At 58.6% G+C, this 24,008-nt stretch carries 20 protein-coding genes and 1 pseudogene; 9 read left to right on the top strand and 12 right to left on the bottom strand.

Going from position 1 to position 24,008, the window contains the following annotated elements:
- Nucleotide 1: 1 nt before the first annotated feature.
- Entirely contained in the window at nt 2-616 is a 615-nt protein-coding gene (locus JFT44_RS11025) for a helix-turn-helix domain-containing protein (RefSeq protein ID WP_057959698.1), read from the bottom strand.
- 157 nt (nt 617-773) lie between these two features.
- On the opposite strand from JFT44_RS11025, the gene JFT44_RS11020 reads away from it, so the two are divergent.
- From JFT44_RS11020 to JFT44_RS11010, 3 genes are all read left to right on the top strand, one after another.
- Nucleotides 774-1,946 (top strand): FAD-dependent oxidoreductase, encoded by a 1,173-nt coding sequence (locus JFT44_RS11020; RefSeq protein ID WP_233098332.1) that lies wholly within the window; start codon nt 774-776, stop codon nt 1,944-1,946.
- 26 nt (nt 1,947-1,972) lie between these two features.
- On the top strand, nt 1,973-2,353 hold the full coding sequence (locus JFT44_RS11015) for a RidA family protein (protein WP_186625724.1): 381 nt from the start codon (nt 1,973-1,975) through the stop codon (nt 2,351-2,353).
- A 96-nt stretch (nt 2,354-2,449) separates the two neighbouring features.
- The gene (locus JFT44_RS11010) at nt 2,450-3,517 is read left to right on the top strand and encodes a hypothetical protein (protein ID WP_198830641.1); all 1,068 of its coding nucleotides are present in this window, start codon (nt 2,450-2,452) and stop codon (nt 3,515-3,517) included.
- Nucleotides 3,518-3,583: 66 nt separating this feature from the next.
- Here JFT44_RS11010 and JFT44_RS11005 read toward each other — a convergent pair whose 3' ends face one another.
- The 8 genes and pseudogenes from JFT44_RS11005 to JFT44_RS10970 form a co-directional block, all read right to left on the bottom strand.
- Nucleotides 3,584-4,831: an OprD family porin gene (locus JFT44_RS11005; protein ID WP_186625720.1), complete on the bottom strand. Its 1,248-nt coding sequence runs from the start codon at nt 4,829-4,831 to the stop codon at nt 3,584-3,586.
- Nucleotides 4,832-4,870: 39 nt separating this feature from the next.
- Nucleotides 4,871-5,932, bottom strand: a pseudogene (locus JFT44_RS11000) (MFS transporter); the annotation flags it as partial.
- Nucleotides 5,933-5,990: 58 nt separating this feature from the next.
- Nucleotides 5,991-6,752, bottom strand: a complete 762-nt coding sequence (locus JFT44_RS10995) for a 1,6-dihydroxycyclohexa-2,4-diene-1-carboxylate dehydrogenase (protein ID WP_169990109.1) — start codon at nt 6,750-6,752, stop codon at nt 5,991-5,993.
- A 10-nt stretch (nt 6,753-6,762) separates the two neighbouring features.
- Entirely contained in the window at nt 6,763-7,785 is a 1,023-nt protein-coding gene (benC, locus tag JFT44_RS10990; RefSeq protein WP_198830640.1) for a benzoate 1,2-dioxygenase electron transfer component BenC, read from the bottom strand.
- 10 nt (nt 7,786-7,795) lie between these two features.
- Nucleotides 7,796-8,284 carry a benzoate 1,2-dioxygenase small subunit gene (gene benB / locus JFT44_RS10985; protein ID WP_057444779.1) on the bottom strand — a complete coding sequence of 163 codons (489 nt, stop codon included), beginning with the start codon at nt 8,282-8,284 and terminating at the stop codon, nt 7,796-7,798.
- Nucleotides 8,281-9,657: a Rieske 2Fe-2S domain-containing protein gene (locus tag JFT44_RS10980; RefSeq protein ID WP_057959706.1), complete on the bottom strand. Its 1,377-nt coding sequence runs from the start codon at nt 9,655-9,657 to the stop codon at nt 8,281-8,283. The genes benB and JFT44_RS10980 overlap by 4 nt, the downstream gene beginning before the upstream one ends.
- Nucleotides 9,658-9,764: 107 nt before the next feature.
- Nucleotides 9,765-10,712 carry an AraC family transcriptional regulator gene (locus JFT44_RS10975; protein ID WP_057959707.1) on the bottom strand — a complete coding sequence of 316 codons (948 nt, stop codon included), beginning with the start codon at nt 10,710-10,712 and terminating at the stop codon, nt 9,765-9,767.
- A gap of 294 nt (nt 10,713-11,006) precedes the next feature.
- Nucleotides 11,007-12,461 carry a TrkH family potassium uptake protein gene (locus JFT44_RS10970; protein ID WP_198830639.1) on the bottom strand — a complete coding sequence of 485 codons (1,455 nt, stop codon included), beginning with the start codon at nt 12,459-12,461 and terminating at the stop codon, nt 11,007-11,009.
- 424 nt (nt 12,462-12,885) lie between these two features.
- Between JFT44_RS10970 and JFT44_RS10965 the strand changes: the two genes are divergently transcribed.
- Nucleotides 12,886-14,652, top strand: a complete 1,767-nt coding sequence (locus JFT44_RS10965) for a penicillin-binding protein 2 (protein WP_198830638.1) — start codon at nt 12,886-12,888, stop codon at nt 14,650-14,652.
- A gap of 141 nt (nt 14,653-14,793) precedes the next feature.
- On the opposite strand, the gene JFT44_RS10960 is transcribed toward JFT44_RS10965, so the two are convergent.
- Together JFT44_RS10960 and JFT44_RS10955 are read right to left on the bottom strand one after the other, a co-directional pair.
- Nucleotides 14,794-16,449 (bottom strand): methyl-accepting chemotaxis protein, encoded by a 1,656-nt coding sequence (locus JFT44_RS10960; protein ID WP_198830637.1) that lies wholly within the window; start codon nt 16,447-16,449, stop codon nt 14,794-14,796.
- Between the two features lie 324 nt (nt 16,450-16,773).
- Entirely contained in the window at nt 16,774-17,658 is an 885-nt protein-coding gene (locus JFT44_RS10955; protein WP_057438426.1) for a LysR family transcriptional regulator, read from the bottom strand.
- A gap of 113 nt (nt 17,659-17,771) precedes the next feature.
- Between JFT44_RS10955 and argC the strand changes: the two genes are divergently transcribed.
- The 3 genes from argC to JFT44_RS10940 all read left to right on the top strand — a co-directional run bounded on the left by argC (nt 17,772) and on the right by JFT44_RS10940 (nt 20,429).
- The gene (argC, locus tag JFT44_RS10950; RefSeq protein WP_198830636.1) at nt 17,772-18,728 is read left to right on the top strand and encodes an N-acetyl-gamma-glutamyl-phosphate reductase; all 957 of its coding nucleotides are present in this window, start codon (nt 17,772-17,774) and stop codon (nt 18,726-18,728) included.
- Between the two features lie 575 nt (nt 18,729-19,303).
- A complete protein-coding gene (locus tag JFT44_RS10945; protein WP_198830635.1) occupies nt 19,304-19,756 on the top strand; it encodes a hypothetical protein in 453 nt (150 codons plus the stop codon).
- Between the two features lie 217 nt (nt 19,757-19,973).
- Nucleotides 19,974-20,429: an isoprenylcysteine carboxylmethyltransferase family protein gene (locus tag JFT44_RS10940; RefSeq protein ID WP_198830634.1), complete on the top strand. Its 456-nt coding sequence runs from the start codon at nt 19,974-19,976 to the stop codon at nt 20,427-20,429.
- Between the two features lie 77 nt (nt 20,430-20,506).
- Here the strand turns inward: JFT44_RS10940 and JFT44_RS10935 are convergent, their stop codons facing one another.
- The gene (locus tag JFT44_RS10935) at nt 20,507-21,397 is read right to left on the bottom strand and encodes a LysR family transcriptional regulator (RefSeq protein WP_057438424.1); all 891 of its coding nucleotides are present in this window, start codon (nt 21,395-21,397) and stop codon (nt 20,507-20,509) included.
- A gap of 165 nt (nt 21,398-21,562) precedes the next feature.
- Between JFT44_RS10935 and JFT44_RS10930 the strand changes: the two genes are divergently transcribed.
- A complete protein-coding gene (locus tag JFT44_RS10930) occupies nt 21,563-22,645 on the top strand; it encodes a 4-oxalomesaconate tautomerase (protein WP_128593676.1) in 1,083 nt (360 codons plus the stop codon).
- Nucleotides 22,646-22,688: 43 nt separating this feature from the next.
- Nucleotides 22,689-23,996 (top strand): dicarboxylate/amino acid:cation symporter, encoded by a 1,308-nt coding sequence (locus JFT44_RS10925; protein WP_198830717.1) that lies wholly within the window; start codon nt 22,689-22,691, stop codon nt 23,994-23,996.
- The last annotated feature ends 12 nt before the right edge of the window (nt 23,997-24,008 follow it).

Here is a 24,008-nt window from a genome sequence, read left to right as displayed (position 1 = left end):
CTCAGGACTCCGACATCACCACCATCACTTCGGCGGCGGTGCCATCCTCGCCTTCCGCCAGGTAAATATGGCCGATTGCACTATTGAAATAGGCCGTCTCACGACAGCCGATGCTAAGGGATTCACCGGTTTCAAATTGAATGCGCACGCGGCCTGACAGGACGACCGCGAACTCTTGCCCCGGGTGCCGGATGTAGTCTTCGAATTGACCCAGTTCCCGCGCATAGATCCGCGCATACATGGGCGTCATGCTGCGCCCGGGGAAATCCCCGGCCATCGGGTGATAGTCATAATTGCCCGTGCTGTAGCCGGCCGCACCGTCGATGGCGGTGCTGACCACCGTAGGCTGTTGGGCGCTGACACCTTGTCTGGTCGGGCTGAACAGCTGGGCAATATCTATATTCAGGGCCCGCGCCGCAGCCGCCAGTTTTTCATAACTGACCGACACCTGCGCCAGTTCCATCTTCGACAAGGTCGACAAAGCCACGCCTGAGCGCTCGGACAGTTGTTTGAGCGTCAACTTCTGGTGCTTGCGGATCACACGCAGGCGGGCGCCAACCTGGGCGCGATCTATCAAGGGATGGGTTGTGGAACCCGAGGCGCAATCGGAACTCATGCAGGCTCTCTGTCGTACAAAAAACGGTGCCTGGAGCTGAGCCAGGGCATGGGCATGGGCATGGGCAGGAATAATACCTCATGGTTGTGGGTTGACTGGAAAATTCTCATATCTTACATTTCTCTTATCTGAGAATTATAAAAACACAGGAAAGGGCATGTCGTTCCTTCCCCAGAGACAGGAGGTACTCGCAGTGCCCAACAGCGAATGTTTCGATTTCGCCATCATCGGCGGTGGTATTGCGGGGGCCTCCCTGGCTTATCGCCTGGCCGGCCAGGCCAGTGTCGTGGTGCTCGAACGTGAAAGCCAGCCGGGTTACCACGCCACCGGGCGCTCTGCCGCAATGTTCATGGAGAGCTATGGCACGCCACAGATCCAGGCCCTGACCCGCGCCAGCCGAGGCTTCTATGAGCAGCCGCCCGCCGCGTTCACCGAACATGCACTCCTAGAGCCGCGCGGCTGCCTGTACATCGCCGGCCAAGAGCAGCAATCCCTGCTGCAACAAGCCTTCGCCACCAGCCGGGCGCAGGCCGGCAACGTGTCATTGATTGATACCGAGCAGGCCCTGGCATTGGTGCCGTGCCTGCGCCCCGAGGCGGTTGCCGGGGCGATGCTCGAGACCGATGCCCGCGACCTCGACGTGCATGCGCTGCACCAGGGCTTTTTGCGGGCCATGCGGCGGGCCGGCGGGGTGCTGCACTGCGATGCCCAACTGAATGGCGCCACCCGCGAAGGCCTTCAATGGCACCTGGTACTGGCCGACGGCCGCCAACTGCGCGCGCGCCACCTGGTCAATGCCGCAGGCGCCTGGGCCGATCAGGTCGCACAGCAGTGCGGCGTGCCGCCCGTGGGGTTGCAACCGTGCCGACGCTCCGCCTTTACCTTCGACGGCCCCGAAAACACGGACTTCTCCCGCTGGCCGGCGGTGATCGGTATCGACGAAAGCTTCTACTTCAAACCCGACGCTGGCCAATTGCTGGGCTCACCGGCCAATGCCGATCCTGTCCCGCCACAGGATGTAATGCCCGAAGAGCTGGATATCGCCACCGGCATCTATCACATCGAGGCCGCCACCTCCTTGACCATTCGCCGCCCACGCCATAGCTGGGCCGGCCTGCGCTCATTCGTCGGCGACGGTGACCTGGTGGTCGGCTGGGACAATCATTGCGAAGGCTTCTTCTGGCTGGCGGCACAGGGCGGTTACGGCATTCAGTCCGCAGCCGGTGTATCGCAACTGGCCTGCAGCCAATTACTCGATCTTCCCCTTCCCGAGACCCTGCGCCACCAGGGCGTCGAGCCACAACGCCTAGCCCCTGGCCGCTTGCGTTAATTCATCCCCCCAACGAGGTGCATAGCATGTCTGACACTTTCCAGCGTTACCCCAGCCACCTGCCCTACCCGTTCTCCAAGGCCATTCGGGTCGGTGATTTCCTGTACCTCTCCGGGCAAGTCCCCATGACCCCTCTGGGCGAAGTGGTGCTCGGTGATATCCGCGAGCAGACCGAGGCGGCCATGGCCCGCATCGGCGAAACCCTGGCCGAATGCGGAGCAAGTTTCGAGCAGGTGATCAAGGCCACCGTGTGGCTGTCGGACATGCAGCATTTCGCGGGTTTCAACGACGTGTATAAGCGCCACTTCGACGGTGGCTTCCCGGTGCGCTCCACGGTCGGCGGCGCCCAATTGGCCTTGGGCGTCGATGTCGAGATCGAAGTCCAGGCATGGGTCGGCGCCCGTTGATCCACCCCTGCCGTTTGCCAGAGCGATGCCCCGGTAGGCCATGAGCAGTGGCCTTCCCCCCTGAGCGATAACAACAATAATTTGAGGGAAGTCGTCATGAAAGAAAGTCTGAAAATAGCCGGCGCATTTGTCGGCGTCATTGTCGGTGCAGGGTTCGCCTCCGGTCGGGAGCTGCTACTGATGTTCGTGGATTTCGGCGTCTGGGGGCTGCTGGGTTCGGTGGTCAGCGCCGCGCTCTTCATCTTTCTCGGCATGGCGTTGGCGGGCATGGGCAGCCGGCTGCGGGCAAAGTCCCACAAGGACGTAGTGCATGCGTTGTGCGGACGCTACCTGGGGACCTTTGTCGACCTGATGATCACCTTTTTCATGTTTGCGGTAACGGTGGTCATGCTGGCCGGGGGTGGCGCCCTGCTGGAACAGCAGTTCGGCATTCCCGCCCTGTTCGGCAGCGCTGGGGTGACGCTGATCGTGGTCGCCATCGTGTGCCTGGATGTGAAGAAGGTCATTGGCATGATCGGCGCCGTCACACCGCTGCTGGTCCTGACAGCGGCAGGCGTGGCCCTGTATGGCGTCGCCACCCGGGGCCTGAGTTTCGGCGACCTCAACCAACTGGCCAGCCAGCAAGACCCTGGCGCGAGCCATTGGCTGCTGGGCGCGTTGTTGTATGTGTCCTACAACATCGTGGCCGGGGTGCCGTTTCTGGCGATCATGGGCGGTGCCGCAAAGTCCGAGAAACAGGCAATCTGGGGTGGTATTTTCGGCGGAGCATTACTGGGGCTGTTGATGTTGGTAATGAGCCTGGGTCTGCTGTCACGCCTGGACAGCGTGGCGGACCTGCCCATGCCCATGCTGTCCATCGCCACTGAGGTTTCGCCGGCCCTCGGCCTGCTGATGGCGTTGATCATTTTCCTGATGATCGTCAATACGGCCGTGGGTACCTTGTATTCCTTTTCGGCCCGATTGCTGCCGGCAGGCACACGTACATTCCGCATTGGCTCGGCAGCCTTCGGTGCATTGGCATTCGCTGGCAGCCTGGTGGGATTTGTCAGCCTGGTGGGCCAGGTCTATCCACTGTTCGGTTACCTGGGCTTTTTGCTGATTGGTGCAGTGGTCGTGGGTTGGCTGCGCGTAGGGGGATTGTGGCTGGCCAGTAACGGTAGATGATTCGGTACACCTGCGCCGCACACAAAAGCTAACCGAGCAAGGCCTGGGGCCCTGCTCGGTCAGGGTCTAAAGCAGCGTCCAGGTGTAACTGAGGATCAACCGGTTCTCATTGATATCGCTGCGGTAGTTTGAGCGCGCCATCACATTGCGTACCCGAATCCCCAGGCCACTGAGCACGCCGCTTTGCACGGCATACCCGATATCCAGGTCACGCTCGCGGTCCCGGCCCTCGTAGCCGCCGCCGGTGTTGACGTTGTCGCCGGTGATATAGCGCACCGTGGTAGTCAGCCCCGGCACCCCGAATGCCGCGAAGTTGTAGTCATAGCGCACCTGCCAGGAGCGCTCGTCGGTATACGCAAACTCGTAGGTGGGGACTTCGTTGCCCAATGGCGTGACATTGGCAAATACCCGGGGGAAGGCGCTGTCGCCGTACATCGCCTGGTACCCCACGTAAAAGGTATGGCCACCGCGCCTGGCCGACAGCAGCGAGAAAAACGCCTGGTTGTCGATCTTGCCGAGTAACTGCTCGCCCTCCTCGCGCGCTGTGTAGTAACCCAGGTTGGCGCCCAGCACCCACGTCCCGAACGGCTGGCTATGCTTGAGGCCGATAAAGTCCTGGGCGTAGATGTCCTGCAACTGGCCATGCCAGAGGCTGACACTGGTGCGTTCGCGATTAAAGGCGTAGTCGCCGCCGACATAATTGAAGGCGTCGCTCTGAGCCCCGCGCTGCGGTACATGGCCAAGCATGGCGATCATCTTGCCGTCACCGGCCTCGTTGCGCAGGCTGGTGGTGCTCAGGTGCCCCGCCTGCAGGGTCAGCCCCGTGATTTCATTGGAGCTGAGACTGAGCCCCTGATAACTCGGCGGCAGCAAGCGTATGTCACTGAAGGCCAGCACCGGCAGGTTCGGCTGCAACTCCCCAACCTTCAGTTCGCTACTGGACAACCGCGCCTTGAAGGTCAAGCCCAGGCGGCTGTAGTCGTCGGCAGCGCGGCCGTCGTCCTTGACCGGCAACAAGCCGCTATTGACCCGGTCCGGGCTGCTGTCGAGCTTGAGGCCCAGGGTGCCCAGCGCATCCAGGCCAAAGCCAATGGGACCGGGGGTATACCCGGATTTGTAAGTCAGGATAAACCCCTGACCCCACTCCTGGGCCTGGGACTGTTGGTTGGCGCCGACAATATCGGAGAAGTCGCGGCTGAAGTAATAGTTGCGGGCCTGCAAGGTAGCCGTGGAACCCGCGAAAAAACCACCCTCGCCCGCCGTTGCCGCAAGGGGCAGCCCTAGCAGGGAAAGCCAGATACGTTGTGTGTGCATGTCGTTGCTCTTTGTTTTTATTATCGACAGGTCGGACAGTTACAGCGCCTGGACGGCGGGCAACCGGATAGCGGTGCGCCGCTCATTCAAGGCGAACATCGTCATGGCCAGGGCCGCAATGGCACCGGGCACGGCAAAGGCCATGAAGTTCAGTTGCAGCGGCAGCTCGATCGCCATCAGCGCGCCGCCTAACAGTGGGCCGACGATGGCGCCATTGCGCCCGATGCCGGAGGCCCAGCCCAGGCCAGTGGCGCGAATCGACAAGCCATAGAGTTGCGCCGCCCCCGCATACAGAAGGATTTGCGTGCCGATGGTGGTGGCGCCTGCAATAAAGATCAGCAGGTACAAGACCGGCATCGGGCTGTTGATGCCCAGCAGGCTGATGGAGACCACGGCGGCAACAAAGAAGCAGATCACCACTTTCACCAGGTTCAGCCGATCCCCCAACCGCCCGCCAATCAACGCCCCGGCCATACCGCCCAGGTTCAGGGCAATCAGGAACGACAAGCTCGACCCGAGGCTGTAGCCAGCCCCGGCCATCAGCTTGGGCAGCCACGAACTCAAGGCATAGACCATCAACAGGCAGCAGAAAAACGCAGTCCAGATCATCGCCGTACGCATGGCCAGGCCATGCCGGAACAGCTCCACCACCGACGCGCCCTTGCTCTTGACGTCCGCGATGAGCAGTTCATCCCCGGCGTTGATCGGGGTGTCTGGCGACAGGCGATTAAGCAGCACTCGGGCCTGCTCTACACGGCCCTGGCGGATCAGAAAGCCAATGGATTCGGGCAACCACAGCACAATCACCGGCAACAGCAGCAGCGGGATGACGGCGACAAAAAACATCGACGACCAGCCATAGGCCGGCAACATGAAAATCCCCACACTGGCGGCGAGCATGCCACCCAGGGAATAGCCGCTGAACATGAAGGCCATCAAGGTGCTGCGCACTTTTTTCGGCGCATATTCGTTGATCAGCGCCGCCGCGTTGGGCATCAGCCCACCACAGCCAAGCCCGGCGATAAACCGGCAGATGCCGAACTCCGTGGGGCTGCTGGCAAAGCCGTTGATCACCGTGGCAATGCTGAACAACGCAAAGCAAAAATGGCAGTGCTCTCTTTATTGTTGTTGTGAGTCAATGTCTGCAGGTAACGGTGAATCAGCCGAGGTCGCCACCTCCTACCGGCAAGGTCACGCCAGTGATATAGGAGGCCTCGTCAGAGGCCAGGAATAGAATCGCGCCCGCTTGCTCGTCGATGCTGCCGTAGCGTTTCATCGGGCTGCTGTCGAGGGTCTGGTCGACGATCTGCTGGTACCACACGCGCTCCTGCTCGCTTTGCGGCTGGCTGTTGCGCGGGATGCGCCGCGGTGGGGCCTCGGTGCCGCCCGGTGCGGTGGCATTGACACGGATGCCGCTGCCGGCGGTCTCCAGGGCCAGGCACGCGGTCAGGGCATTGACCCCGCCCTTGGCCGCGCCATAGGGCACCCGATTGACCCCGCGTGTGGCGACCGAAGACACATTGACGATGGCCCCACTGCCCTGCTCCAGCATGTAGGGCAGCACGCAATGGCAACACCACAACGTGGGGAACAGCGAGCGGCGCACTTCGGCTTCGATTTGCGCTACCGCGTAGAACTCAAAGGGCTTGGCCCAGATAGTCCCGCCGACGTTGTTGATCAGAATGTCGATGCGCCCAAACCGCACCTTGGCGGCGGCCATGACCTCGGCACACGCGGCATGTTGCTCAAGGTCAGCGGTCAGGGTCAGCAGCCGTGCATGCTGCAACTCATGCACCAGCTCCGAGCGATCGACCGCGACCACCCAGGCGCCCTCCGCCAGCAACCGCTCGGCCACGCGCCGGCCGATGCCCTGGGCGGCGCCGGTAACCAGCGCTACCTTGGTGTCAAAACGTGGATTCATGCTGATCTCCTCACGCGGCGTCAGAACTTGCGACGGCATTGGCGGTGAATTTCTCGTAATGGAAGCTGGCCGGGCTCACGCCTTGGTGCTTGAAGTGTTGGCGCACCGCATCGACCATCGGCGGCGGCCCGCACAGGTAGACATCGACATCGCCGTCGTGGAGCGCCTCGCGGGCCATATGCTGGGTGACATACCCCTGGCGCGGGTGCGCGGTCTGCGGGTCGGCCACGCACGTGACAATCGTGAGCTGGGGCAAGCGCGCGGCGAAGGCCTCCAGAGCCTCAACCAGCACCAGGTCCTGATCCCGCGTTACCCCGTAGATCAGTGTGATCGGCCGGGCTTCCCCGCGCTGTGCCAACACCTCAAGCATCGACAGAAACGGCGCCAGACCGGTGCCGCCGGCCAGTAACAACAGGGGCCGCACCACCTCGCGCAGGTAAAAACTGCCCAGTGGTCCGGTCATCGGCACGCGATCGCCCGGCCGGGCGCGCTCCAGCCAGCCGCTCATCAAGCCGCCCGGCACATGTTTGATCAGGAAACTCGCGTGCGTATCGCCAGGGCGGCTGCTGAATGAATAGGAGCGCGTCTGCCCACTGTCGGGCACACCGATATTCACGTACTGGCCGGGTAAAAATACCGGCGCCTGGTCCAATGCAAAGCTCACCTCCAGCGCGGCATCGGCGTGGCGGGTAATGCTCGCCAGCGTCGCGGCAAACTGCGTGGTGCCGGTCTTGCACGCACTGGACGGCAGCGGCACGGCAATCACGCAATCGGATTGCGGCACCATCTGGCAGGTCAGCACCTGGCGTTCCCGGGCTTCGTCGGCGCTCAGTGCGTCGTCGATATAGTCGTCACCCAAGTCGTAGGCGCCGGTTTCACAATGGCATTTGCAGGTACCGCACACCCCGTCGGAGCAGTCCATGGGCAGGTTGATGCGTTGGCGAAAGGCGGCGTCGAGGACCTTCTCCCCCACCTTGCAGTCGATGAAGCGGGTCACCCCATCTTCGAAGTTCAGGGCAATGGCATAGCTCATGGCGGTGTCCTCAGATGTGGTAGATGTCGATGACCTGGTGGATGTAATCGTTTTTCAGCACCACCTTCTTGCGCGTGATCAGCGGCTGCTCGCCACTGATATCCAGGCCATAGAAGGACGTCCCGAAATAGCTGTCCGTGGTCTTGTAGCGGTGGCTGAGGGTGTGCCAGTTGAAACGCAGCTCTACGTGCGCGCCATCGTCGGCCAGCACTTCGAGGTTGCCGAGCAGGTGCACCGTGCGCGGCTCGGGCGTGCTGGCGCTGGATCGCTCGGTCTTGATCCGGAAGATCCGGTCTTCCAGGCCATCGCGGCTGGGGTAGTAGATCAGTGAAATTTCGCTGTGCGGGTCTTCGGTGAGGGTGTCGTAGTCGTCCCAGGCGGGCATCCAGAACTCCACTTTGGGCGAGTAACACGCCAGCCATTCATCCCACTGGCGGTCATCCAGCAGACGCGCTTCGCGGTAGAGAAAATCCAGCAGGCGGTCACGGGACAGGCTCATGGCTGCACCTCCCGGTCGCTGGCGATCAGGCCCTGCTGTTCGCGCTCGATTGCGCGCTGCAGGCTGGCGGCCCAATGCGCATGCTGGCGCACGAACAAGCCTTCGTCTTCGGTCTTCACCCCGCTCAGTTGCGGGTGCATGCCCATGGCCCTGGCGTTGTCGTCGGCCCCCTCCACCCACTGTTTGGCGCCACGGCTCAGGTCATTCCACAGGGTGGTCGCCCCCTGATAGCCGGTCTGGCAGGCGCGGAACTCCTCCAGGTCATCCGGGGTACCCATGCCGCTGACGTTAAAGAAGTCTTCGTACTGGCGAATCCGCGTCGCCCGCTCCTGGGCGCTTTCGCCGATCGGCGCCATGCAATAGATGGTCACTTCGGTCTTGTCCACCGCGAGGGGCCGCACCACACGGATCTGCGTGGAGAACTGGTCCATCAGGTACACATTGGGGTACAGGCACAGGTTGCGGGTCTGGTCGACGATAAAGTCCGCACGCGCCTGGCCCAGGCGCTCGGCCAATGCTTCGCGATGGGCATGCACCGGACGCACCTCAGGGTTGAGCAGGCGCGTCCACAGCAGGATATGCCCGTGATCGAAGGCGTAGACCCCGCCCAGGCTTTTCGACCAGCCATTGGCATCGACCGTGCGCGTGCCTTCGGCCTCGTAATTGCGCCGGCCCATGGTCGCCGAGTAGTTCCAGTGCACGGAACTGACGTGGTAACCGTCGGCACCGTTCTCGATCTGCAGCTTCCAGTTGCCGTCGTAGACATAGGATGAACTGCCGCGCAGCACCTCCAGGCCCTGGGGAGCCTGGTCGACCATCTGGTCGATGATGACGCGGGTCTCGCCCAGGTAATCACTCAGTTCCGGCACCGCGTCGCTGAGGCTGCCGAACAGAAAACCGCGGTAGTTTTCAAAGCGCGCCAGGCGCTTGAGGTCATGGGAGCCGTCACAGTCGAAGCTGTCCGGGTAGGCCCCGGTCTTGCCATCCTTGACCTTGAGCAGCTTGCCGGCGTTGCTGAAGGTCCAGCCGTGGAATGGGCAGGTGAATGAGCCCTTGTTGCCCTGCTTGCGCCGGCACAACATGGCGCCGCGATGGGCACAGGCGTTGACCAGGCCATGCAGGGTGCCCTGTTTGTCGCGGGTGATCACCACCGGCTGGCGGCCAATCCAGGTGGTGTAGTAGTCATTGATTTCCGGCACCTGGCTTTCATGGGCCAGGTACAGCCACCCGCCTTCGAAGATGTGCTTGATCTCCAGGGCAAACAGCTCGGGGTCGGTAAAGATGTCGCGGCGGCAGCGGAACACCCCGGTAGCGGGATCTTCCTGAACGGACTCGCGCAGTTGTGCAGCGAGGCGCTCGAGTGTACTGGTCATGGGGCAGGCCCTCCGTTGTTCTTGTATCAGGCGCCCTCACCGTACGTGTTCGTCCTGTTCCTCAATATCCGCTTCCTGCAAATCAGTATCCGGCTGGCGCAAGCCGCTTAGCGATGGCGCTTCCAGGTCTGCGAAGGCAGCTCACCGAAGCGTTTGCGATAGGCCTCGGAGAAGCGCCCCAGGTGCATAAAGCCATGGTCCAGTGCCACCTCCGTCACACTGCGCGCGGTAGTCAGTTGTAAACGCGCATGCACCCGCTCCAGCTTGCGCTGGCGCACATAATCACGGGGCGACAGACCCACCTGGCGTTCGAACAGGCTATACAGCGAACGCTCACTGACCTTGGCCACCGCCATCAGTTGCTCGATGCTGATATCCTCGCCCAGATGTCCCTCGATAAACTCGCGCACGGCCTCAAAACCGCCGCCTTGCGCCGCCTGGGGAACCACCCGCAGCACATTGCTGGCCAGCAGCGCCAGCAGCTTATTGGCCACAATCCGCTCATACAGGCCCTGTACCTCAGGTTCGGCGGCGTTTTCCGCCTCATGGCAGATCAGCCCCAGTAACTGCAGAAAACCGTCCATCTCACTCAGCGCCCGGCGTGCATCCGCAAAGCGAATACCCGGTTGCGGCAGCGTCCAGTGCTGCGCCAGGCAAGCGTTTTCCAACAGACGCACCGGTAACTTGATGATGAATTTCTCGCAGTCGGCGGAATAGGTCAGGTCCACCGGGTCATCCGGGTTGATCAGCAAGATCTCTCCTGGCCCGAAGACCTGCTCCCCGCCCCGGGAGTTGGAGCGGCAGTGGCCTGTCAGCAGGATCTGCAAGTGATAAATGGTTTCCAGCGCCACCGACGTGACCCTGACCGGCGCGCCATAGCTGATACGGCACAAGTCCAGGCTGGAAAAGGTCCGGTGACTGATACTCGCCATGGGCCGGCCCTTGGGCGGCAGGCGGATACAGTGGCTGCCCACATGCTGGTTGACATAGTCCGACACGGCATAGGCATCGGCGCCCTGGAAAATCTGGCTGCGCTCACTCAATAGCACGGTCATGGTGCGCCTCTTTATCGTTATTGGCCTCAGGCTGAGGCGTGATGCCGCAACCGTCCAATATGGATAAGGTCTGACGGGATACCTTGGAGGTATGGTCGGCTTTGCGTGGGGCGATAATCCGCACTAGGCCGGGCATCATGCGGCGCACGACTGCTTGGGGGGCGACACGTCTTGATACGTGTTCCGTAGCGCCTTAGATCAGAAGTGCGCTCATGGGATGTGCTGCCACTTTTTATAAACGGGCGCGGGTTGCGGACTTCGAGGTGGGCTAGTCTCGGCCCTCGACAATCGGGGTCAATATCTCCAGAAAACCGGAGTTACGAGTACTAACACCGTCAGGATTTCCAACCTTCCCAGAAGCATGCCAACGGTCAGTAGCCATTTTGCGGCATCCGGTAATGATGAGAAGTTACCGGCCGGGCCAATGATTGTGCCAAGCCCCGGCCCGACGTTACACACCGCAGTAGCGGCACCGCTCAACGCGGTTGTCCAATCAAGCCCGATGAGCGCCAGGCCCAAGGCGATGACGGCAATGGTGATGGTGAAGAAAAACGAGAAGGTCAATAGCGAGCGCACGATCTCTTCGTCGATGGGATGGCCGTTGTATTTTTTCTGAATCACGGCTCGGGGGTGAATCAACTGCTTCAAGCTACTGACCAGTAGAGCGGCAGCCACCTGAAAACGGAAGATTTTAAGCCCGCCGGCAGTGGAGCCGGAACAACCACCCACGAACGTCAAATAGAAAAACAGCAAGACCGCGAAGCTGCCCCACAAGGTGTAGTCGCCAACAGCAACACCCGTGGTCGTGACGATTGAGGTCACGTTGACTGCCACGATACGAAACGCATCCCACCACTCGTAATCGCTGTGAAAATGCAGCCAGGTGCTCACAGCCAGCGATGTGACAAGCAAGAATCCAATAAATCCGCGTACCTGGTGATCCTTGATCAGCGCACGCCGATTACCCCGCAATGTGGCGACGTACAAGGTGAACGGCATACTGCCCAGAATCATGATGGCCACTGCCACCCAGTGAATCGTTGGTTGTGTCCAGTGCCCAAGTGAGGCATCGGAGGTTGAGAACCCCCCGGTAGAGATCAACGACATTGCGTGGTTGATCGCGTCAAATGGCGTCATTCCAGCGAACCAGAGCGCCAGGGCTCCGATGCCAGTAAGCCCGCAATAGAGCAGCAGGATGTACTTGGCGCCCACATGGGAACGCGGCGTTATTTTCTCTGACCAGTCTGAGGACTCTGTCTGGAACAGCCGCATGCCACCCACTCGTAACAGTGGAAGGATCGCCACGGCCATGCCAATAAATCCTATGCCTCCCAACCAATGCAGCATGGAGCGCCAGATCAACAAGCCGGGAGATGAGGTGTCCAGGCCGCTGAGTACCGTCGAGCCGGTGGTTGTGATGCCAGACATCGTTTCAAAAAACGCGTCGGTGTAACTGATGTGAGTGATGAACAGCATTGGCAACGCTGCGAAGGTGCACACCACCACCCAACTGCCCGTCGTCAGCAGGTACATATCTCTCGGGCGAAGCTGACCAGCATCCGGACGCCCCCGGACAACCAACAGGAGGCCACAGATGAGGGTAATCAGACTTGACCAGAGAAATGCCGCCAGATCGTCGTTACGCTCGTAGACCACCAGCGTGATCATGGGGATAACCATGCTTATGGCCAGCGTGACCAGAAAAATGCCTAAGATAAATCCAATAAGCCGAATTGCTGCGAGGGACATGAGGAGCGTTCCAAATTATCACCGCGCAGTATTCGATGCCGAACCTGGAAGCTCCGTAAATTTTGCGTAAAATTTTCACGAGCAAGCCGTCAGACTGCGTGCGTCAAAGGCAGCTTTTGGCCCAGAGCAATTCAACCAGCAGCATGCTGCCAAACCGGTATGACCTCGTCACGTAGCCGGGTCCCCGATTCGCTTAAAGCGTCTGCATTTCAGTCGCCATTATTATTTCCCCATTTAATAACGAGAAAGCTCGTTGTAAAGATAAAAAATTATCTGTATTGCCAACATTCAAAACTAGAATCGACCATCCAATTCGCTAGAGGCGAATAGATCGAGGAAAGACATTTCTTAATATTACAGAGCGAAGCACGAATAATTTAGTTAGGCTGGCCTTGTTTTGAACGTATACAACAGGATGTGCCGTGTGAAGCCCCTAGCGACAAACCCAAGATTCGCCATTGTCTTAGCTGTTTTTTATACACTATCAATGGTTCTTGCGGCCAAAGTAACTTACCTGATGATTTTCTCCCATGAATTCCTGGCCAGCGAAGGCCGCAAACGAACAACGCGAATGATTGAAACGATCCCCGTTCGCGGGACTATATTCGACAGATTCAGTCAGCCGCTGGCAGTTTCCACACCGGTGAGCACCTTGTGGGTAAACCCTAAACAGTTTGACCCAACAAATCAGCAAGCAGCCTTACTCAAAGAACATCTTGACATCAATGAATCACTAACAAAAAACCTAACACTAAACACTCAAAACAAATCCTTTGCCTATTTGGCCAGAAGGATTGATCCCCAGCTGGCGAACACGATAATGGAACTATCTATTCCTGGCGTTTATGAACGCCAGGAATACAAGAGATACTACCCTCAATCCTCGATGCTTGCTCAGTCAATAGGCTTCACCAATATTGACCAGAAAGGTATTGAAGGTATCGAGTTAATGTATAACCATAAACTTTCCGGCCTGCCTGGCATAGAAGAGCACACGTTAAACCTACACAAGCGAGCCACTCGTGAAATCGTTGTGCACAAACCCTTTACTCCGGGAGACAATCTGCATTTGACGATTGACTCCACACTTCAACATTACGTTGAAAAAGCACTACTGAAAGCCCTCATAAAAAATGCAGCCAAGTCTGCAAGTGCGATCCTTATACACGCTAAAACAGGTGAGATATTGGCACTCTCTACAATGCCCTCCTTCAATCCCAATGCACGCAAAAGCTTCAACGCGGAGCTTATTCGAAATCGCGTTTTCACTGATGTGTATGAGCCCGGCTCAGTGATAAAACCATTCAGTATGGCAGCCGTTCTAACGGCCAAAATAATTGACAAAGACGCCATTATTCAAATAGCACCAGGATTCGTAAAGATAAATGGATATACCATCAGGGATGTAGGCAGAGACAGCCAGTTGGATTTGGCGGGAATTATCCGCCGCTCTTCAAATGTAGGCATGAGCAAGGTCGCGATTCCGACAGGTGGCGCAGTCATCTCGCAATTGCTTACTGAGTTGGGATTCGGAATCAACACAGCTATCTACTTCCCCGGGGAAAGCGTCGGGACGGTTCCAGTCAACCGGGTGTGGTCCGACATTGCTACAGCGAGTCTCTCATACGGATACAGCTTGTCTGTCAACTTGGCACAACTGGCTCAGGCCTATACCGTCTTTGCGAATGACGGGAATCTAGTTCCACTATCAATAATCAAAGGCGAGGCAAAGCCGGCACGCAACGTCATAAGTCCGGAGGTCGCCAACAGTGTTCTGAGCATGATGGTGCAGGCCGTGGATGGCCCTGGAGCAGGTGGAAAGCGCGCAGCCATCGACGGTTACACAGTTGCAGGCAAAAGCGGCACGTCACGCAAGGCATCCAGCGGCGGATATCAAAACAATAAATATAGAGCCATGTTCGTAGGTATCGCTCCGGCCAACGCGCCGGAATTCATAATGGCCGTAATCGTAGATGAACCCACTGCCGGAGGCTATTTCGGGGGAGCTATTGCAGCACCGATTTTTAAGGAGGTCCTTGAAGACGCTCTTCGGATCAGAAATATTCCGAGTGATGAGCGTCGTTCCACTCGCGCCACGCCTGGGCGTGCGGGGGCCCCATCGCCCGCGATGTTTACGACGCCTATGCACTCGCAGCCACCGTTGCGAGCCCATATATCCGCAACGGGTTGAACGCTCAGTCTGAACTGGGCAGTAAGCTGGGTTCCCAATGATGAGTTGGATGTGGGCCAGCTTTCAGAGTGCAACTCAATGATCATTGCTAGGGAGCCATTTCTCGCAGCAACGCGGCTCGCGATGAAACGGCAACAGCCCCTAGAGCTGAAAGCGCGAGATGTTCTCTCGCAATGTCACGCTGGTGCGTGCCAATCCTTCGCTCTCCTGCTGAGCGCTGCGGAAGGCTGCAGCGGATTGCTCGGCGCTTTGGCTGACGGTCACGATGCCCCGGCTGATCTGCTCGGCAACGGTACTCTGCTGCTCGGCGGCAGCGGCGATTTGGTGGTTCATGCCGTTGATCCGCTCGATCATGGTGACGATCGTGCTTACCGCGTCACCGGCCTCGGAAACGCCGGACACCGACTGCGCACTGGAGTGCTTGCAGCGTTGCATATGCTGCGAGGTCTCATCGGCAATTTTCTGCAGACTGGCGATCAGCCCCTCAATCTCTGAGGTGGCCTTCTGGGTACGCTGTGCCAGGCTGCGCACCTCGTCGGCGACTACCGCGAAGCCGCGTCCGGCCTCGCCAGCACGGGCAGCCTCGATGGCAGCGTTGAGCGCCAGCAGGTTGGTCTGGTCGGCCACCGACTTGATCACTTCAAGCACGCCGCCGATATTGCCGGTTTCATTCTTCAGCCGACCCATGGCCATATTGGACTGTTCGATTGTCTCGGCCAGTTCGCCGATCATGTTCACGGCATCTTTGGCCTTCTGCTGGCTGTACAGGGCCGCGCTATCGGCCTGGCTGGCGGCACTGGCGGCGGATTCGGCATTGCGCGCGACATCCTGCACGGTGGCGGCCATTTGGTGAACGGCGGTGACGATCTGCTCGACCTCGCACTGTGCCACGGCCACGCTTTCGGCGTTTCTCAGGCTCGACTGGCTAAGCTCCTGGCTGGATTCGGCCACGGTCTGTGAGGACAGGTTTATGCCCTTGGTCATGTCCCGCAGGTTCTCCTGCATGCTCAGCAAGGCGGCCATGATGCTGGCTTGTGGTGGCTCAATCGTGCGCTCGCTAGCGCGCAAATCGCCCTGGGCAACCCGTTGGGCGAGCTGGTTGAGTTCACTCGGTTCGGCACCCAGCGCGCGCAGCAGGTTGCGGCTGATGACGTAGCCCAGTACCGCAGCTAGCAAGACGGCCAGCGCCGTAATGGCGAGCAGCAGGTTGCGTTGTGACAGATAGTTTGCGTCATTTTCGCTGACCTGCAGGTCTGCCTTCTGGTTGGTGTAGCGCAGGTATTCGCCAATTGCCCGGGTCAGCTCGGCCAGCAATGGTGTGCACTGCTCGCTGACCATGCGCATGGCCTCATCGTTTTCACCCTTGAACAGGTGTTCGGCAATGGTGTGCGCTACCGGTTTGTAGCGGCTCTCGACCTGCTCGATGGTTGAGAACAGCTCACGTGATCTGGGCGACACATCATCATGGCTATCAATTGCCTGGCGTAGCGCGGCGAGGCTGCTGGCCACCGTTTGTTCGTTAAGGGCAATCGCGCCCCGCTGCTGTCCTCTCGCGGTGAGATTGCTGTTCAAGGCGATGTTACGCAGGGCAATCGCGCGCTGGGCGGCGGCGTCGTTCAGTGTGTTGGCCAGGCGGGTACGTGCATCAACGCCATTAACGTAGAGAAAAAAATCCTTATTGCTGTTAGCCAGGGCGTACAGCGAGATCGCGGCGATCAGCAACATAAACGCGACCAGGCTGGCATAGCCGGCATAGAGACTGGTGCGTGTAGAGAACCGGAGAGTGTGCGATGGCATGATGTACCTGCGTAATGAGAGGAGCAATTAAGGGACACCTGCAAGGGTATGTATTCGCCCCTGGTCCGCATCCTGCGCAGGTATTCTTTTGTTCATCGGCAACGAGTAGCGGCGTTGTTTCCTGGCCAGCGATACTTGTACAAGAATTTATTCCTGTACAACTCTTGTACAGATATATTTGGATGATGTCGTCATGACATCACCCAATCCCGATGAACGGTTAGTCACCTCCGGTTTCTGACAGGCGCGAGAAATAGAGGCCGGGCTGACTGTCGCCAACGTCAGCGATAGCTCGAAAGCGCTCCTTTCTCTGACAACATCGCCCTAGCCCGCACTCAACCCCCACAACACATCCAGCACATGCTGCGTCGGCCGCTCGACGTCCCCACCACGGTGGGCAATACCCAGTTGACGCCACAGTAAAGGCTGTAATGGCCGCATGACGATCCGGGTATCGGGCAATGGCGTGGAGGCTTCATGGGGCAGCAACGTCGCACCGTAACCGGCCGCCACCAGGCTTTTGATCGCATCGTTGTAGTTCAGTTGAATACGCGGCGTGGGCTGGCGTCCATCACTGGCGAACCACTCCGAGGTCAAGCGCGAAAGCCGAGTAGTGTTGTCATTCAGAATCAATGGCTGAGCGGCCAGCCAACCGGGGCTCACAACATCCGGGCATTCCCAGCGTGCCGGCAAGAAAGCCATGACCGGGTCCCGCCGCCATGGTTCGATCCGCAATGCCTTCACCGGGGTCTGTGGCAGCGCGACCAGACCGATCTCCAAAGAGCCCTCGGCAAGCTTCTTCAAGGTTTCCTGCGACGTGAGGACCGCGACCTGCACATCAATAGCGGGATGGCGTTGGCTCAAGGTCTCCAACGCTTGCGGCAACAATTGCGCGATAGCCCCTGTGGAGGCACCCAGCCGCACACGCCCGGCCAGGCCCTGCACCTGACGCTCCACGTCCTCAAGCGCCTGCTCGGCATCCGCCAACAGCCGCCGCGCGCGGTCCACCAGGGTTCCTCCTATCGCCGTAGGCTGCACGCGCCCACGCGTGCGCGACAACAGCTTGCCGCCAACCCGCGACTCCAGGTCGGCGATATGCAAACTCACCGTGGGGGGCGCCAGGTGTAACGCACGGGCCGCCTCGGCAAACGAACCCAGGTCGGCAATGGCCACCAACGTGCGCAGACGGTCCAGGCTGATTTCGCGCATGATCACTCATCCTTCAGAAAAACTGAATTTCGTCGTTTGGAAATTCAACTTTTCCTATCTTAACCCCGCGCTGAAGATTGGAACTCCTGATTTCCTATGTCCGAGAGCATTCCATGGCAAGCCCCCTTGTATTCATCGACGGCGACCAAGGCACCACCGGGTTGCAAATCCATCAACGTCTACGCGACCGGACCGATCTGCGGCTCATCACGCTCAGCCCCGAACACCGCAAGGACCCGCAACGTCGCGCCGAAATCATCAACGCCTGCGACATCGCGATTCTCTGCTTGCCCGACCAAGCCGCACGCGACGCCGTAGCGAGCATCGAAAACCCCGCCGTTCGGGTGATCGATGCGAGTTCGGCGCACCGCACTCATCCAGACTGGACCTATGGTTTTGCGGAGATGAACTCACAGCAGGCCCAGCACATCGCCCTAGCGCGGCGGGTCAGCAACCCCGGTTGCTATCCCACGGGAGCGATAGGGTTGCTGCGCCCATTGCTGGAGGCCGGGTTGCTGCCCAGGGACTTCCCGACGAACATTCATGCGGTGTCGGGCTATTCCGGAAAAGGCCGCGTCGGCGTGCAAGAGCATGAGGGAGAAGGCGCATCACAGGCGCCGTCGTTTCAGGTTTATGGCCTGGGGCTGGCACACAAACATATTCCGGAAATTCAGCAGCAAAGCGGTCTGACGGAACGGCCGATGTTTGTGCCGGCCTATGGGGCTTTTCGTCAGGGGATCGTGCTGACCATACCGTTGCAACTTCGGTTGTTGGCGCCGGGCGTGGATGCGCTGCGGTTGCATGCGTGCCTTATGCAGCACTACATCGGTGCGGAGCATGTACAGGTGATGTCGATGCAAGAGTCTAAAGAGTTGACGCACCTTGATCCTCAAGCGCTTAACGGGACGGACAGTTTGCGCTTGGTGGTGTGTGAAAATGATGAGACGGGTCAGGTTTTGTTGGCTGCGGTGTTTGACAATCTTGGGAAGGGAGCCGCTGGAGCGGCGGTGCAGAATCTGGACTTGATGGTTGCAGGAAGCCGTTTGCAATCCAGTCGGGCTTGGGGTTAAACGGTCGTCCACGGCAGGCAGCAATCAGCCAAAAGCTGTCAATCGCGAACGGCACTAATCGTCAGATTCTGTTGAAAAAGTCGGTTCTTCCAGCCTGCCGTAATATTGACCGCTGAAAACGCCTTTCTTGCGCGCTGCTACGCGAAATCCGAGCCCGAGATCCCTCTACTCAAAGTAAAGATTTCAATCTCAAGCGCGTACTTTTCTGCCGTGGAAACCATAGCCGACTTTTTCAACAGAATCGGCCGATTCCTGCCTCTCACGACGGAAAGCAAACGGCCCAGCGAATCCGCACTAACGCGACATCGAAATGCCTTTGCCATCAGGCCTGAATGAGTCGTCGCATAACTCAGGAGTAAGGCGACAGCTAAGGCTTGGCGCGACGTGTGGGCTGGGCCCAAAGCAGACGGTGGGCAGTCTGCTAATGCATCAGCAATGATATACCCATCACTGTCGCGCTTACAAAATCACCTTTTATGATGATCAAGAGGTTATGTATGGCGATGGAAAGTTATACAACATACACTCAGTGATTCTCGACAGAACCGTCGCCTAATAAATATCCAGGAGCAATTATGAAACTTTTCGCAGCATTCACAATTTTGTTATTTGCACTAGTAGGATGCGCTACAACTGGGAGCCAATCGCCACAGCAAGCTGCACAATCTGCGGCAATTTTATTTGAGCAACAAAAATTCAATTTAGTTTGGGTTCCCGCAGCGGATAACGGCATTTCCGGAGCTATGGCATCCGCGCTTATCGGAAGTGCAGGTTTAGAATCTCCAATTGTTTCAAGCATCCACCAAATAATTGCCCCTGCAAGCAAAGCTGATGTTCGTGTCGCCATCTCAGGAACCAATAGTTCTTTTGCAGCCAACTCAGCTATTGCAGCCTTAAGTAACACATCAAGCATGCTCCCTAAGTTGCAACTTGCATTTATCGGCTCGACATCAGATGCCGCGGCAGTTCGCTCGGCAGTTGAAGCTAAAGGCGGTAAATTCTTACACGCCACACCAAATGGCTCCTAACTAGCGGTTTCTGCCTGTCATGATAGACGTCTGTCGGCCAGAGGCGGTCGCTCACTATCCGCAGCGATTCACTGATTGTAGTAGCGGATGATCACGGCCTTGATCTCGGTGATACGGGCTACCTGCCCCGCAGTCTCCATCGTGCTCCTGGTGCTTGACCCTATAGTGGCTACAATCCTCACTCTAGTAGCACGCCCGTATCTAATAGGAATTCATGATGGACAACCGCATCCCTCCGCCGCTGGTTGCTACCCTGTTCGGCTTATTGATGTGGTGCGCTGCTCGATACTTACCGGGCGCCATGCAGCTGACGATCGAGTGGCGCACTAGCCTGGCGCTGGTGGTGTTGCTAGCAGGCTTAGCTATTTGTCTAGCCGGCGTGCTGTCCTTCCGCAGGGCCCGTACCACGGTCAACCCTCTGAAGCCGGAAACGGCTTCGGCTCTGGTCAGCTCGGGCGTCTACAGATATACACGCAACCCCATGTACTTAGGCTTCGCCACAGTCCTGATAGCCTGGTCAATCTTGCTCGCCTGGCCACCGGCACTCCTAGGCGTACTGGGCTTCGTGATGTATATGAACATCTTCCAGATCGGGCCGGAGGAGCGGGCCCTTACCAGCCTTTTCGGGAAAGAATTCACGCGATACTGCAGCCAGGTCAGACGTTGGCTCTAGCGAGGGAAGCGACCGCTTTTGGCCGATTGCTGCCCGTGATGAGGGGCAGCAATCGGCCAAACTCAGCCGTTCACTGCCTATTGCGGCCATTGCTCAAGCAATATCGAGACGAATTTTTCCGCCGCTGGCGAAAGTGATGATCCGCGGCGGTAGACCAAGCCCAAAGAGCGGTTCACAACCGGTTCGATCAACGGGACGCTGACCAAGGTGGGATGATCTTCCGCCGGCATGGACAGGCTCGGCATCGCCGAAACCCCCAGACCGGCCTCCACCAGGCCCAGAGAAGTGGAGAGATGCTGCACTTCGTAGAACCATTGCGGCCGCCAACTCAACCCAGAAAGGGCGTGATCGAGCAGCATGCGGTTCCCGCTCAGGCGCCCTACCCCAATAAGACGGTAATCGCTCAATTCAGACCAGGTGACCGCACTGCGCCCAGCCAATTCATGATCGCGCCGGCACGCCAGTACAAAAGGTTCGCTGACCAATGGCACGAACTCAATGTCCGGATGCTGCCCACTCATCATGTTGATACCGAAGTCGGCTTCCCCCCGCAGTACCGCTTCAAGCCCCTCATTGGCACTCAAATCCAGCAGACGGATGCGGATTTTTGGGTAGCGCTCGTTGTACAGCCGAATGACTGAAGGCAAGAAATAGAATGCGGCAGTTGGGATACACGCCAGGGTTACCCGGCCAATCTGGCGCTCGGCCAGTTCACGGATATTGAGAATCGACTCATCGAAGTCATCCAGCAACCGACGCGCCTTTGGAAGAAAGTCGCGGCCGACGCTCGTGAGGCTGACCTTGCGTGTGGTGCGATCCAGTAAAGAGGTGCCCAACCCCTCCTCCAGTTTTTTTATCCGCCGACTGAGTGCAGGTTGAGACAGATGCAAGGCATCAGCTGCTTCGTGAAAACTGCCAAGTTCGGCAATTTTAACGAAAGATCGAATGTCGTTCAGCTCATAGTCCATGTCTTATCTCATCAGCAGAAGGCACCAGAAGAAAACCCAGCGTAAATTTATCATTCGCAAAACGCAATAATCTCTTCAATCTTTGCATTTGATAGATTTTTTAAAGCTTGAGACTCTTGCCCCAAGAACATCAATTGCGTCGATTGATTAACAAGAGTCCGTATCATGCAAAGAATTCCCTGTGTGCTTATGCGCGGTGGCACCTCTAAAGGCCCGGTTTTTCTCGACTGGGACTTACCGGCAGCCATTGAGGCCCGTGACGAACTGCTGCTCAACCTGATGGGCTCCGGCCACGAGCTGGAGATCGACGGAATCGGCGGTGGCAGCCCGCAAACCAGCAAGGTAGCGATTGTCAGCCCTTCGCTGCACCCGGACGCAGACGTTGACTACCTGTTCGTTCAAGTGATGGTTTCGCAACGCCGGGTCGACAGCGCGCCCAACTGCGGCAACATGCTGTGCGCCGTCGGCCCGTTCGCCATCGAACAGGGCCTGGTCAAAGGCACACCGGGTCGCACCCGTGTGCGCATTCGCAACGTAAACACAGGGACTTTTATCAACGCCGACGTGTACACACCGGATGCCAAGGTCAGTTACGAGGGCGACACCGCCATCGATGGTGTGCCGGGTACGGCAGCGCCGGTGCAACTGACGTTCCTCGATGCGGCTGGCAGCAAGACCGGCAAGCTTTTCCCTACCGGCAATAGGCAAGACGTGATCGACGGCATTGCAGTGACCTGCATCGATATGGCCATGCCCATGGTGCTGATCGAGGCCAGTCAACTGGGCAAGCGTGGCGATGAAAGCCCGGCAGCACTGGACGCCGATAAAGACTTCCTGCGGCGCCTTGAGTCATTGCGGCTTAAGGCAGGCCTGGCCATGGGCCTGGGTGATGTCAGCGACAAAGTGATTCCTAAGCCGGTGCTGGTTTCGCCCGCCAAAGCCGGCGGTACGATCCAGGTTCGCTATTTCATGCCACATAACTGCCACCGCGCCCTGGCCATTACCGGCTCGATTGGGTTGGCCACCGCATGCGTGATAGAGGGCAGCATCGTCGCGCAGATGCTCGGCGGGATCAGTACGCCGCGCCTTGAAGCGGTGCGTATCGAACATCCGAGCGGCGGGATTGATGTCGTATTGTCCTACACCGGCGTCAACGATGAGACAATTCAAGCGTCCGTCGTACGCACTGCGCGCAGGCTTTTCTCTGGTTATGTCTACGCCACAAACGCTCAACGCCTGGCCGGGTAATTCCGGTGGTCGTTGGCGCTTTTGCATCCGCACAATTCTAAAAATGGGTGATGCCATGAAAGTTGTTAAATCGCTCTACTTCCAGATTCTCTGCGCCGTGGTGCTGGGCATCATGGTTGGGTATTTCTGGGCTCAGCAGGCCATCGCGCTCAAACCACTGGGTGATGCGTTCATCAAGCTCATCAAAATGATGATTGCTCCCGTGGTGTTCTGCACCATCGTCACCGGCATCGCCGGGATGAGCGACAAACGCTCGCTCGGCCGCCTGCTCAGCAAAACCATGCTGCTGTTTTTCGGCCTCACGGTGATCAGCCTGGTGATCGGCCTGGTGGCGGTGTACGTGTTCCAGCCGGGTGCCGGCATGAACATCGATCCCAGCCAACTGAGCACCAAGGGCCTGGCCCAGTACACGGAGTCGGCTGCGAAGCTTGGGGTTGTGGAGTTTTTCATGCACATCATCCCGGACACTTTTATCGGTGCCTTCAGTAAAGGGGAAGTGCTGCCGGTGCTGTTTATCGCGGTGTTGTCCGGCTTCGCCCTGTCATCCCTGGGCGAGCGTGGCAAGCCAGTACTCGACGTGCTCGAATCGGCTTCGCAGATGGTGTTCAAGATCTTCGCTTACCTGATGCGTTTTGCTCCGATCGGCGCCTTTGGCGCCTTGGCGTTCACCGTCGGCCAGTACGGCATCACTTCGCTGGGTTCGCTGGCGAAACTGATCATGACCTTGTACATCGCCTGCGGCTTCTTCGTGTTCGTCGTATTGGGCAGTATTTGCCGGGCCAACGGTTTCAGCCTGTGGAAACTGCTGCGCTACTTGCGCGAAGAGTTTCTGGTGGTACTCGGCACCTCTTCCACGGAACCCGTCATGCCGCGCATGTTGGAGAAACTCGAAGCACTGGGTTGCAAAAAAGGCGTCGTGGGCCTGGTACTGCCCACAGGCTACTCGTTCAACTTGGACGGCACGGCCATCTACCTGTCATTGGCGGCGATTTTCATTGCCCAGGCCTGCAACATTGACCTGAGCTTTACGCAAATCATCACCATGCTGGCGATCATGCTGCTGTCCTCCAAAGGCGCGGCCGGCGTGACCGGCAGCGGGTTCGTGGCACTGGCTTCGACCCTGACGGTCATTCACGACATCCCGTTGGCCGGCCTGGCGTTGCTGATCGGCGTTGACCGCTTCATGTCTGAAGCGCGGGCCCTGACCAGCCTGGCCAGTAACGCGGTCGCGACCGTGGTGATTTCGATGTCTGAAAATGCCTGCCACCGCGAAACGCTGACGCGGATGCTCGACGCAAAACCCGATGAGGCAACAGCCTGGGAAGACCTGAAGGTCGCCAAACGCGTCTAGCGCAAACCGCAA

It is taken from the genome of Pseudomonas sp. MF5691, assembly GCF_016405645.1.
Classification (GTDB): domain Bacteria; phylum Pseudomonadota; class Gammaproteobacteria; order Pseudomonadales; family Pseudomonadaceae; genus Aquipseudomonas; species Aquipseudomonas shahriarae.
The sequence above is the reverse complement of the archived record's forward strand: the minus strand, read 5'-3'. Positions and strand labels throughout refer to the sequence as shown.